General features: G+C 59.0%; 9 protein-coding genes and 1 tRNA gene. 5 read left to right on the forward strand and 5 right to left on the reverse strand.

Translation table 11 applies throughout. The features are described from left to right. Positions 1 to 117: 117 nt before the first annotated feature. A complete protein-coding gene (locus tag ACFQDI_RS08530) occupies positions 118 to 2,403 on the reverse strand; it encodes a DUF1549 domain-containing protein (RefSeq protein WP_377165444.1) in 2,286 nt (761 codons plus the stop codon). Positions 2,404 to 2,548: 145 nt separating this feature from the next. Here ACFQDI_RS08530 and ACFQDI_RS08535 point away from each other — a divergent pair, with 145 nt between their 5' ends. The 5 genes from ACFQDI_RS08535 to ACFQDI_RS08555 all read left to right on the forward strand — a co-directional run bounded on the left by ACFQDI_RS08535 (position 2,549) and on the right by ACFQDI_RS08555 (position 7,541). After that, positions 2,549 to 3,214, forward strand: coding sequence for a hypothetical protein (locus tag ACFQDI_RS08535; RefSeq protein ID WP_377165446.1), 666 nt, complete (start codon positions 2,549 to 2,551; stop codon positions 3,212 to 3,214). Between the two features lie 59 nt (positions 3,215 to 3,273). Beyond that, on the forward strand, positions 3,274 to 3,969 hold the full coding sequence (locus ACFQDI_RS08540) for an HAD-IA family hydrolase (RefSeq protein ID WP_377165448.1): 696 nt from the start codon (positions 3,274 to 3,276) through the stop codon (positions 3,967 to 3,969). Between the two features lie 39 nt (positions 3,970 to 4,008). Then, positions 4,009 to 4,083, forward strand: a tRNA-Lys gene (locus tag ACFQDI_RS08545). A 446-nt stretch (positions 4,084 to 4,529) separates the two neighbouring features. Further along, positions 4,530 to 5,552, forward strand: coding sequence for a DUF2147 domain-containing protein (locus tag ACFQDI_RS08550; RefSeq protein ID WP_377165450.1), 1,023 nt, complete (start codon positions 4,530 to 4,532; stop codon positions 5,550 to 5,552). A gap of 429 nt (positions 5,553 to 5,981) precedes the next feature. Beyond that, positions 5,982 to 7,541: a PQQ-binding-like beta-propeller repeat protein gene (locus tag ACFQDI_RS08555; RefSeq protein WP_377165452.1), complete on the forward strand. Its 1,560-nt coding sequence runs from the start codon at positions 5,982 to 5,984 to the stop codon at positions 7,539 to 7,541. 26 nt (positions 7,542 to 7,567) lie between these two features. Here the strand turns inward: ACFQDI_RS08555 and ACFQDI_RS08560 are convergent, their stop codons facing one another. Genes ACFQDI_RS08560 through ACFQDI_RS08575 form a run of 4 tightly spaced genes read right to left on the reverse strand, consistent with a single transcriptional unit; the run spans position 7,568 to position 11,953 of the window. Further along, positions 7,568 to 8,488: a hypothetical protein gene (locus ACFQDI_RS08560; protein WP_377165454.1), complete on the reverse strand. Its 921-nt coding sequence runs from the start codon at positions 8,486 to 8,488 to the stop codon at positions 7,568 to 7,570. A gap of 6 nt (positions 8,489 to 8,494) precedes the next feature. Then, complete coding sequence (locus ACFQDI_RS08565) at positions 8,495 to 9,337, reverse strand: hypothetical protein (RefSeq protein ID WP_377165456.1); 843 nt, start codon at positions 9,335 to 9,337, stop codon at positions 8,495 to 8,497. A gap of 11 nt (positions 9,338 to 9,348) precedes the next feature. After that, positions 9,349 to 10,254 carry a MotA/TolQ/ExbB proton channel family protein gene (locus ACFQDI_RS08570; protein ID WP_377165458.1) on the reverse strand — a complete coding sequence of 302 codons (906 nt, stop codon included), beginning with the start codon at positions 10,252 to 10,254 and terminating at the stop codon, positions 9,349 to 9,351. A 43-nt stretch (positions 10,255 to 10,297) separates the two neighbouring features. Continuing rightward, positions 10,298 to 11,953: a hypothetical protein gene (locus ACFQDI_RS08575; protein ID WP_377165460.1), complete on the reverse strand. Its 1,656-nt coding sequence runs from the start codon at positions 11,951 to 11,953 to the stop codon at positions 10,298 to 10,300. Position 11,954 lies beyond the last annotated feature (1 nt).

The following is an 11,954-nucleotide window of genomic DNA, read 5'->3' on the forward strand; positions in this document are numbered from 1 at the left end:
GCCTGTTCTGCGCATCTGATGCGCCGTTCCTGCGTTGGTCCGTGTTCCTGGCTCCACGGGTGCCCTGCATGTGGCGGTGACACCGGATGCAGCACACGGGACAGGTGCGGTCCATTACTACTGAATGAAGAAGAACTGCCTCGTGTTCAGCACGGTCCAGAGGACGTCGCCGCGGTCGGTGGAGTCGGCGTTGTCGGCGATGGGCTTGAGGAGGGCTTTTTCCTCGGGGGTGGCTTTGCGGCTGAGAAGGCTGAGGTAAACGGTGTCAATAACCGACTCGGGGCCTTCGGCTTTGGCCTTGTCCATGGCACGAGCGATGACGGTGTAACGGTTCATCAGGTTGCTGAAGACCTTGCCGTTGAGCAGCATGAGGGCCTGGCCCACGCTGGCGTCATCATTGGCATTTTCCACGAGTTCGCGGTCGCTTTGGCCGAATTCGCGCAGGAAGTGGCCGTTGGGTGCAGGGCTGCGCAGGTCGGCGGCGCGGAGCATGTAGGTGTCGCGGAAGTTTTCCCAGGCCACGAGGGAGGTCTTTTCATTCTTGTCGTCCACGTCGAAGCGCTGGGCATCGGCGGCATAGCGGGCTTTGGCCTGCTCGTTGAGCTTGGCGCGGCGCTGCTTGGACAGGATGGCGAGCGCCTCGTCCATGCCGAGGTCTTCACCGTCCTTTTTCAGCTTGAGCACGGCGGCCACTTCCTTGGCAAAGTCTTCGTCCTTGGTGAATTCATCCAGCTTGCCTTCGCGGGCCAGCTCGGCAAAGCGCTTGAAGCCGGCGTCATAGACCACGGCGTCCACGGCTTCGTCGATGTGCTTGCGCTGGTTTTTGATGAGATCCCGGGCCTTGCGGATGGCGGCCTCGTCCTTGGACTTGGTGGCGGCCTCCATGCTTTCCTGGGCGGCACGGACTTCGGCTGCCAGTTCCTTTTGCTTCTGGGCCACTTTGATGGTGCATTCCTGCAGTTGCTGAGGGGAGAGGCTGTTGAGGGCGCGGTCCAGCCACTCGATGCGGCGCAGAGCTACCTCGGCCTCCACCTTGGTGGCGATGCTGGGCTGGTCGGCGTTGGGTTTGTAGAGGGCCACCATGCTGTCCCAGATCTGCTCGGCGCTCATGCGGCGGAGGAGGGGGCCGGGGAAGTTGTAGATCTCGCCGAGTTCGACGTCCTTGGTGTAGGCCTCGCGCTGGTAGGCCTGGGAGTTCAGGATGGCACGGATGACCGCCTTCATGTCGTAGTTGGCCGCCTTCATCGTGTCTTCCAGGAAGGTCATGAGCGCGGGATTGCTCGGCACGGTGCTGTCGGTGATTTCATCGACGGGCTCGATGATGCCCTGGCCCATGAGCTTTTTCCACAGGCGGTTGGCAATAACTGTGGTGAAGCGCGGGTTGTCCCTGCTGGTCATCCAGCTGGCGTAGGAGTCCACGGGCTTGACGCCGTCCTTCACGATCTTGCCGTCCTTGCTGAAGGAGGCGGGGATGACGGGGGCGACTTTCTGCTTGGGCTTGGCGTCGGTGTACTGGTAGTCGTGCGGCAGCGTCAGGGGCTTTTTGTCCGTCTGATCGAGGACGGCATTGTAACGCAGCGGGCGTAAGATTTCGGTCATGGCGCGGCCCACATCCTTGCGCTCGATGCCCGCGGGCAGGGGGAATTTGGAGACGGCGCCGCCGTAGCGGTTGGCCTTGTTTTTAGCGGCACCGCCGCCGTAGATGGCCTGGGCCAGCAGCGGGTTGGTGAGGCCGTTAGTGCTGGTCATCCCGTAGGTGTGGGAGGCCATCTGGTAGTAGTCCATCTGGGTCCACTTGTCGAAGGGGTGGTTGTGGCACTGGGCGCAGACCATGCTGGTGCCGAGGAAGATCTGGGTGGTCACGGCCATGTTATCCAGCGGCATGTTGTAGTCGCGGATGTAGAAGCCGATGGCGCCGTTCTCATAGGACTTGCCGTCGGCGGTCACGACCTCGCGCACCATCTGGTCGTAGGGCTTGTTGTCGCGCAGGCTGTCCTTCAGCCACCTGGAGTAGCCGTAGAAGGCGGGCAGGCTCTGGCCACCGCCGACCATCTGGCTCTTCATGCGGAGGATGTCGGCCCAGTAGTTGTAGAAATTCTGCACGTAGCCGTCGCTGGCGAGGAGCTTCTCGATGAGCTTGGCGCGCTTGTCGGCGTCGCTGCTTTTAAGAAACTCGATGGTTTCATGCAGGGTGGGGATGCGGCCGACCACATCCAGATAAACACGGCGCACAAAGACCTCGTCGCTGGCGGGCTTGTTGGGCTGGATTTTTTCCTTGGCCAGCTTGGCGTTGACGAGTTCGTCGATTTTGGCTGCGGTGGCCTGGAGGTCGGGGGCGGCCTGGGCCATGAGGGCGGAGGCGGCGAGCGATGCGAGGATGGCGCAGAGGGGATTCAGCTTCATGTGAATGGACAGTGGGGGATGGCGCGATAACGAGCTGCTTGCGGGGGTCTTTCAGCTTCTGCGCTATTCCTGAGTGCATTTCGCAGAGATTGACGGATTTTAGCTTTGACAATCCATGGTCCTTTCCGACAGAATCAGATATTCTATGAAATTGCTCCTGCCCCTTGTTCTACTCTCGACTCTTGCTTCCTGCACAGCCACGAAGAATCTGGTGAACGATCCGCGTCCCTCTTCTGTGCTGCCCTGCCGTGATGCACGTTATGTGAACCGGGGCCTTGGCTACGTCGGACAGGGAGTGGGTCAGGCTGAAACCAGCACGATGGACATCGTCGATGACGGCAGCAATTTCGTTGGCAAGGTGAGCGATCGCCAGGCCAGAGACTACACCAACATCGGCATGGATGCGGCATACCGCACGGACGATGTGGCTTTCCGCGAAACCAACCGCTATGCAGACTACGGCATGGACACTGTGGATGACGGAGCCAACTTTGGTGCCCGCGCGATCCGCCGCTGGCCCGGAGTGGTCACCGGAGTCATGCAGCGTGGCATGATTTCCACCAAGAAAGTCTATCAGAGTGCCATGTACTCCTACGGTGAAACCGTCAGCCGTGGTCTTTTCGGTGCTGTGGACATCATCACCCCACCGGAGCCAAAGCCCTACATGGTGGGCAGCCTGAATGATTTGAGCCCCGGTTATGCTCTTCCAGGATCCAGCTGGCATTGCCGCCTGCCTCAGCTCCCAGTGGAGCCCGAGCAGGAGCAGACTGCAGGCAAGAACCCCAAGAATCCGGTCACGGCTTCCAAGTAAAAGCACTGATTTCCCTGCGGGAGCGACTGCGAAGTCGCTCCCGTTTTTTTTTTAACCCCATGCCGTTGAAGACTTTGTTTTTTGACGCAGCCGGCACACTGATCCGGCCTGCGGAGCCCGTGGGACAAACGTACGCGCAGCATGCACGGAAGCATGGGCTGATGGCGGAAGAGGGGGCCATCATGCAGGCCTTTCGCGCGGTTTGGAAGGAGACTGCGCCGCCGCTGCACCCAGAGGGGCTGCCGCCGGAGGATGATGACCGCTGCTGGTGGCGCACGCTGGTGGGGAATGTGTTTGGCCGTGTGCTGGGCAAGCCGCCGGGGGAGGATGTGCTGGACAGGCTTTTTGACGAGCTTTACCGGCACTATGCCCAGCCTGAAGCCTGGAGTGTGTTTGATGATGCGGTTCCCGCCCTGGAAAAGCTCGCGCAAGACCACCGCATGCTGGTGCTGTCGAATTTCGACCGCCGGCTGCGCAACATCCTGGCAGGGCATGACCTGCAGCGCTTTTTTGGACAGATCATCATCTCAAGCGAGGTCGGGGCAGCCAAGCCGCATGCGCGTATGTTCCAGGCTGCGCTGACCGCCGCTGGCTGCCTGCCCCATGAAGCGTTGCACATCGGGGATGACGTCCAATGTGATTTAGGAGGGGCGCAAAGCTGCGAAATCCGGGCATATCATGTGAAACGGCCTGAGATGGGGCTCGACGGGCTGGTGCAAAAAGTCCGCTCCGGGGCATATTCAGGCTTGCGCTAAGCCCACATATGAATACATACCGGCCCCCGATTTGGGAATGCGCAGGTAGCTCAGCGGTAGAGCAGTTGGCTTTTAACCAATTGGTCGAGGGTTCGATCCCCTCCCTGCGCACCACTTCAACAAGAAGTGGTTATTACAGCTCCCAGGTAAATGGGGCTCGCTGGGAAACACAATGGAAGCCGGTGAGGCAGGGCACAGCCACCGTTTCTGCAAATGCGATTTATGGACACTTGTGGACATGCTGGCTGAGATGCAGTCGATGGATTTGCGCATCGTGAGAACTCCAGAGCCGAAGAGCCAAGCGAAGTGAAACGGCCCGGGAACACGGGAGCATTTCATTGAGTCCTTCCCATGGATTTCACGGCGGACGACCTTACTGCGTAAGCAGGCGAACGATGGAGGTGGAGGGGGGGGCGTACGCCTCGGCTTTTTTAATCATTTGAAGGGCGGCTTATTTCAGTAATAATCTTTCCCATATTACCTTATTGGCAGTTCATAAATTCACTGCTAAGTCGGCTGCTGGCCACGCATGAGCATTTCCGCATCGCAGCCTGCTTCCCATGATGTTTTTCTACCTACGGTGTGGAGCATGGTTCGACTCGCCGTGTTGCCGAACTTTAGGAACTCATGACAGCCAGCGCCTGATTTTGTTCCACCCAATTGCATCCGCCCGTCACCCATTGCGAAGCAGTTCCATGCAACCCTCAAATCTTCATCCCATGAGCCCCCGTTCCTCCCAAAGTCCCACCGTCAGAGTGTGTCCTGCTGTCCATTCTCTGGCTCTCGTCATTCATGCCATGATTCTGCTTGGTTCCGCCGCCATGGCAGCAACACCAGACATCGTAGGCACCTGGCGGAAATCCGACCGGTCAATTGTCGAATTCAAACCTGACGGCAGCGTCATGACAGGCACGGCTCCCGTCGGCAGGTGGGAGCGCCTGCGCGATTCCCCCAAATACGTGCTGCGTTTCAATGGTGCCAGCACCCGGGAGTTCTACTACGTGACAACGGGACGGCACAAGCGCCAGCTGACGCTTGAGCTGCCAAGCATAGGAACACGCACCAACCTGGACCGGGTGGACAACGGCCCCACCATCAATCCAGATGCTCCAGATGAAAGGGAGGCCATGGAGTTGGAGTACACCGAAGCCTTGGCTTCGATTGCACGGACCAGCGAAGCCCTCGGCAGGGCACAGGCGGAGGCCGCTGAAGCTTGGCAAAAACATTATTACGCCCGATCCATTGGCAGGATCAGTGGGTGGATCCCCATCGCACAACGGAAAGAAGCCGAAGCCAAAGGGTTGGAGAGCAGTCTCCACCAACAGCGCGAAAGCCTCAAAAAAATGGCGGTAAATCTGGGCAAACCCATCCCGCCGGAGGCATCCGCAAGCAACTCTCCAGCGCCAGCCGGCCAGTTTCAACCTGGCCAGCCAACTCAGGGGCGCATGCCCGTGCCTTCGAATCAGCGTCGGCCGGGCCAGCCGTCACAGAACCAGATGCCATACAATGTGATACCGCCTCAGCCTGGCCAGCCACAAATCCCGATGGTTCCAGTGGTGCGTCCTCCATTCATTACGAATTAGATTGGGAAAGTTCGTTTTCTCCGATGCCGGACAAAACCTTTCCTCCCTCTCATCTGGAGATTTCCCTGCTGGCCGCCGCCGAGACCGTAGGGCATTACTACCTTGAGCGGCCGGGGGTAGCAAGGGAGCGGGGTACCGTGGGCGGCAGGTGAGTCTGGGAAAGCGCCCGGCTACCATTTGAGATCTAGTGGCTGACTGTCGGCCATGTCCAGTGAGGAAAAGTTCTGCACGAATGGTTCGAAGTTTTCAGAGCATTTGATTCCGCCCCATGAACCCACATGACTGACGAAGACTTTTCTGCCTAAGCCGCCGATCCTTTGTCTGGCAACAATGTCAGCGACGCCATACAGAGCCAGCTCTGACTGGCGCTGCAAACAAGAATGATGACCGGTGAAACTTGAGGAGGTGCGATGCCGTTTACGGCTGCTCATGAAAAACGCTTTTGCTGCTGCCCACGTTTTACTGTTTGCCTCTGCTGCTTGGGCAGGTGACTGGAACCAGTGGCGTGGGCCGGATCGCAATGGGGTTTCACAGGACACGAGTCCGATTGCGGATGCTTTTCCAACTGAAGGGCTGAAAAAAGTCTGGGAGAGCGAGTTCATCCCCAGCAACGAGTATGGAGGCCATGGCAGCCCGGTGGTGAGCGGGGAGAAGGTGTTCATCAGTGTGGTGTGGCATGAGCGAGTGCCCTCTGAAACGCGTGAGATCGACACCGAGGTGATGCAGTCGCTGAACTACCGCGGCACTTCGCCCGAACTGGAAAAGAAGCTGGAGGAGGCGCGCCTCAACCTGCCCAAGCTGCGCGGGGAGAAATTTGATGAATGGGTGAACCAGTGGCGCAAGGACAACCTGAGCGAGAAGGAGGAGATCAACATTGGCTCCTGGGTGGCAAGCCGCTTCAAAGCGGGTAAAAACGCGATTGCCCTGGAGTGGCTGGGCAAGATGAACAGCCGCCAGGGCAAGCCGTTTGCCAGTGCGGCGGCGTTTGGCAAGTGGCTGGATGACGAGGGCTTTCCGGCGGACGTGAAGGAGAAAATGATCGCCCTGGTGCCGAACACCGTGAAGGTGGCGCAGGATGTGATCCTCTGCTTGGATCTCGCGACCGGGAAGCAGGTCTGGAAATACGCCCAGCCGGGGAAGCCGAGCGGACGCCAGTCCTCCAGCACGTGTGCGGTGGTGGATGGCAAGGTGTATGCCGCATGCAGCTCTGAGCTGCTCTGTGTGAATGAGGCTGATGGCAGGCTGGCATGGTCGGCTCCGCTGTCTGTGAAGGGGCCGGCCGCGTCGCCACTGGTGATGGGAGACCGTGTGTACATGGCCGCCGGTGGGACCTGCGCCTTTTCGAAAGCGGATGGCAAGCTGCTGTGGGAGCAGAAGGAGGCCAAAGGTTTGATCGCGAGTCCCACGTGGTGGGCACCGACGAGCGGTACACCTGTGCTGGTGATCAATGGCAACAATGCGCTCTATGGTCTTGACCCCGAGACTGGTGGCGTGAAATGGAAGGCGGAAGGCGGCAGCCAGAGCACGCCGGTGGCGAGCGGCGACTGGCTGGTGCTCTACAGCGGCACGGAGGGAGTGGGGCTGCGCGCCTACAAAATGCAGCCGGACGGCACGCCAAAAACTGCATGGTCCCATTTCTGGGTGACGCGCCGCTATACTGGCAGCCCGATCATTTACGAGGGCAGCGTGTACCACTGCTGTGGTGAGAAGCATCAGTGCATCGACCTCGAAACCGGAGCGGTGAAGTGGGTGGCAAACGAGATCAACAGCACCATTACCTCTCCGCTGCTGGCTGACGGCAAGCTGCTGGTCTATGAAAACAACGGCACCCATGTGCGGATGGTGAAGGCCACCAACACCGCCTACGAGCAGCTGGGCCGTGCCAAAACAGACGCCTTGGGCTGCTCCTCGCCTGCCATCGCCAACGGCAGGCTGATCGTGAGGCAGAAGGACAAACTCGTGTGCTTTGACCTGAGGCCGGTGAAATAAGCGGGCCGGGGCCTGAGCGGCCAATTTTAAAGCGGTGCGGGCGATGTGCCTTTGGGGCTGAAGATGATGATGTAGTTGTCCGGATAGACGTCGAAGCCGTACTCCAGACCCGCCTCAATGATCAGCAGCTTGAGGGCACGGAAGGTTTCGAACGAATCTGGATAGACGCTGAGACTGACGTAGCCCCCCCAGTGCTTGTAGCTGGCGAGGAGCTTGCGCACCGTCGCTGTGTCTGACACGGGAATGCCTTCGGATTTTTTGGGGATGGCTTCGAATTCCTCGTCTTTTTTTATGATGCGCGTGAGGCCGGGAAATTTCTCTCCCGCCGAATCTATCAGCGGGTACAGAGCGCCGTATTTGAGCAGGATGTTCATGGCCGACTTGGTGATCGCCCGCTCTTTGGGGAAGCGGACATGCTCGGTGTGCTTTTCATCCTCGGCGGCCATCCTGCTGCGGAGGTTCTGCATCTGAGCGGCGAGGTCGCGGGCTTTTTTTTCCGCAGCCTCCTTTCTGGCTTTGGCATCTTGGTGGCGTTCGTCCAGGGACCTGACCTCTGCGCGCAGTTTCGAGAGGTCACCAGCGGGATCTTTGGAGGTGCCTGAGGCGGCCTGCATCTGAGCAGACTTGTCATTGCGCAGCCTGTCCAGAGCGGCCTGGAGTTCGTTGCGCTCCTGCACGAGGGTCTGCAACTTGTCCTTGCCAGAGTCCTTCATTTTCAGGTTGAGCTTCTGGAGGCCTGCGAGTTCGCTTTTCGCAGCTTCGAGCCGTTCGGCCAGGAGCCGGCCCTGGGCTCCTGACATCTCCGCTGGGATGGCTGGGCTGGGTGGATGCTGATGGGTCAGGAGCGCGAGAAGGCAGGAGATGAGAATGATGCTGCCAAACACATTGCACAGAGTGTCGAGAAGCAGGTCGAGGCTTTGGTCCGAATGAGGGCGCAGTTTTCTCATGGGCTGTTACTCCTTGGCTTCAGCGGCCTCCAACTGGATGTTTTCCGGGATGAGATCGTAGCCGATTTCATAGCCCGCCCCACGGACCTTCCGGGTGACGTCCTCAAACTGCAGGGCCCCCGAGGGTTTGAAATAGAGGACGATGTAATGCTGCGCGGGGGCAAAGGCGGCCAAGGCCTGCATCAGGACCGTGAGCGTGTCCGCGTTTTTTGGCTTCGAGCCGTCAAAGAGCTGGATGAGGAAACCCGCCTTGTCGGTGACGACGAGGACAGGCTCTTTGTTGGTGGTGCTCTTCTCCGGAATGAGGCGGAGCACATTATGCCGGTCGTAGCTCTGCTGCAGGCGGCTCTGCATTTTTTTGATTTCGCTCTCCACCGCGGCCAGTTTTGACTCTGCCTCGGCGGCGGCCTTGGTGCTGTCCGGGAGCTGCTTTTTGAGCGAGTCGATGGCGGTCAGCAGCTTTTGCTTTTCGATACGGATCTCTCTTTCCAAGGGGGACTCGCCGGCGTTTTTTTGGGAGGGATCCGGCTGCGAGGATGGAGCGAGCCGCTCGATGGAGCGTTTCAGCTCATCAATCATGCGCATGACAGTTTCCTCCGTTTCGTTGGGGCTGAGCACGACGGCGGCGGCCTGCTGCTTGAGCTTCACGATTTCAGCGAGCGTGCTCTTCAGGGTGACTGAGAGCTCCGCATGGGGGTCTGCATCGCTGCTGACGCCGATGACGGTGTCGAGATTCAGCGCCAGAAAAATGGTGATGATGATGAGAAAGCCGGTGGTGCCCGTGATCACGTCCTGAAACGCGAAGAAACTCACGGCGCTGCCACTGGATTTGCTGAAACGGCCTCTCATACGGATGGGACTCAGGTGGTCTGGAGACGGAGTTTACCGGCGACCTGCCTGCTGCAGACGTCATTGCAGTTGTCCAGGAACTGGGATTCAAGGGACTGCATGAAACTGACGATGAGCTGCAGGATGAAAGCGCAGACCAAGGCGACCAGCGTGGTCTCGAACGCAGTCGCAAGCCCGGTGGTGACTGTTTTCAGGGAGGCGCGGATGGCGACGAGGTCACCGCCTGCCTGCAGGGTGTCGGTGAAGGCACCGATGGCCTGGCTGAGGCCGAGAACGGTGCCGATGAAACCCAGGACGGGAATGCCCCACATGAAACCCTGGATGATGCCGTAGCTGGAGGCGATCTGGGCTTCGTCATTTTCCGCCTGCACCTTGAGGATGGCGGCCACGTCAGCGGTGTGGCCGATGTTGTGGAGGTTGGCGAGCGCGAGGTCGATGCGGTTGAAGAGGACGAAGTTGTGAGGGTTGTCCACGAGCATGCACATGTGGTCGCGGACCTCACGTGCGGTGGCGGAGGTCAGCACAAACCCGGGCTCCTGCGGCATGACGGAGAGGCCAAAGGCCTTCTGCTGGAAGACGAGCTTGCGCCACTTGATGAAGAGCATGGACAGCGCCCAGAAGAAGAGAAGCATGGTGGGGTAGGGGCAGGGGCCGCGCTCAAGAAACATGGCGGCAAACCACTGCGTCTGCGGCCACTTCTGCTGCATCAGGATGATCAGGGTGTAGAAGGCGGCGGTCAGCAGCAGGGCGAGGATCAATGACAGCACATTGCCCGGACTGGTGAAGCGCCCGCCGTGAAAGCCAAGCCTGCGCTCAATGTCCGAGCGCGACCAGTCGAGAGATTTTCGTGGGTCCTGAAAGGGATTGCCGGACGGAATGGCCGTGGAACTTGATGGCGGGACCTGGGGCGTGCTCATGGGGGTGGATTGGGTTGAGGGCTGGTCGCTGAAGTTGATACGGTCATTTGTCCATCGTGAAAGAAATCGGCTTGATGCCGAAATTGCGTTCTTCCTCTATTGAAACAAGCCTGAACCGGACGTCTGACTGGCTTTGCAGCGTGCGGGCGTTTGCCTGAATGGTTGAAATGCCTACGTCCACGGCCTTGCCAAAAGTTTTGTAGGAGGCGTCATACTCCTTAAACTTGTCCTGGTTTGGCAGATAACCCAAATTTTTGACTTCTGTGATCTCATTATCTCCGAGCATGGTGGTCTCCAGACCGACTGGCAGGGCGGCACTGTCCGGTGTCAGGTCGAAAGCGAGGAAGCAGTGCCCGGGGATGATCACGAGATAAGAATTGATCCCGATCTTCTGAAGTACTGAGGCCATGAGTACCGAGCCGTCCACGCAGTTGGCCTGATGGTCGTTGATCGACTGGTCCAAAAAACGGACACTCTGACTGATCACTGTGTCGCCCGGGGTTGTGGCAGCAACATTGCTGTATTTGATCCCGCGGCGCTGCAGTGCGTTCCAAATGGCCCAAACCTGAAGAAAGACCTGTTTGGGATTCTCAGAGAGATAACCGTCGAACTGGTCCACAATGTGGCACTCGAGAGCCTCTTTGAGTATTTCCTGAACCTGCGGGTGGTTCTCATTGACGTAGGCTGCAAACAGGAAAGAGAGGCTGGTCATGTTCTTGCCCGATTTGTCTCTCGTGACGTAGAGCGGGCAGTCATTGATGGATCTCAGCGTGTAGATTTCGGTGGCCTCCGGAAGGGGAGTGCCATCCACGGAGACTGAGAAGATGACATTGATCGGACGCTGCTGGAGGGCTTTTCTCAGAGCTTCGTAGTCCCAGATAACCTTGGGTCTGATCATTGCACGGCCATGCTGGCCCAATGTGGTTACAGTGCCCTGCCATTTGCCTGACTTCATCAGGCCGTCTGATGTGATCTCGACACTGACCTGGGCCCCCTTGTTCAACCCAGAGATTTCTACGCCCAGCCAGCTGTTCTCATCGCCATAGATGGGGATCTCGCTTTTCCGTATTTGTGCGTCATCCTCGGTTTTCTTGTCTTCTGCGGACTGCTCGTCACCGTTCCAGTCCACACCAGCGGTGGACAAGAGTGCGCTTGGGAAAATTTCTTTTCCTGTGAAGGAGAACGGCTTGAACTTCTTTTCTGCGGGCTTTTCCTCGGGCTGGGTTTCGGCGGTGTGCGTGCTGCCCGAGGAACTGCCCGAACGTGTGGGCGCTGTGACTGACATGTAAATGAACACAACGCCCAGCAGCAGGCAGACGGTGGAGGAGAGGATGACGGCGGGCCAAAACCAGACGGGCTTTGGCGCTTTGCCTCCTGTGGCAAAGGCGGGGAGTGTGGGGACGGCCTTGCCCATGGGCGGCGGTGGCGGCACGGCTGAATGCAGCTCCGGCCGGGGCAGCGAATTTGAGCCTGGATGCTCAAAAGCCGGCTGCGGCGGAGCGGACTGTGACACAGGTGTGCGGGCGAGCAGGGGGCGCTGCTGTTCCAGAAAATCCCGGAGCACGAGCCGTCTGCCGTTGACCTGGATCTTGTACAAGGTGTGCAGATCACCTGAGACGAGCCCGGCCTCGATGTCGTCATACGAGAGGCCGGACTTCACGGTACCGCGCCACTCCAGCGAATAAGTTGCTTCGTTCATA

Origin of the sequence: Prosthecobacter fluviatilis (assembly GCF_042655725.1) — a bacterium.
Lineage (GTDB): Bacteria > Verrucomicrobiota > Verrucomicrobiia > Verrucomicrobiales > Verrucomicrobiaceae > Prosthecobacter > Prosthecobacter fluviatilis.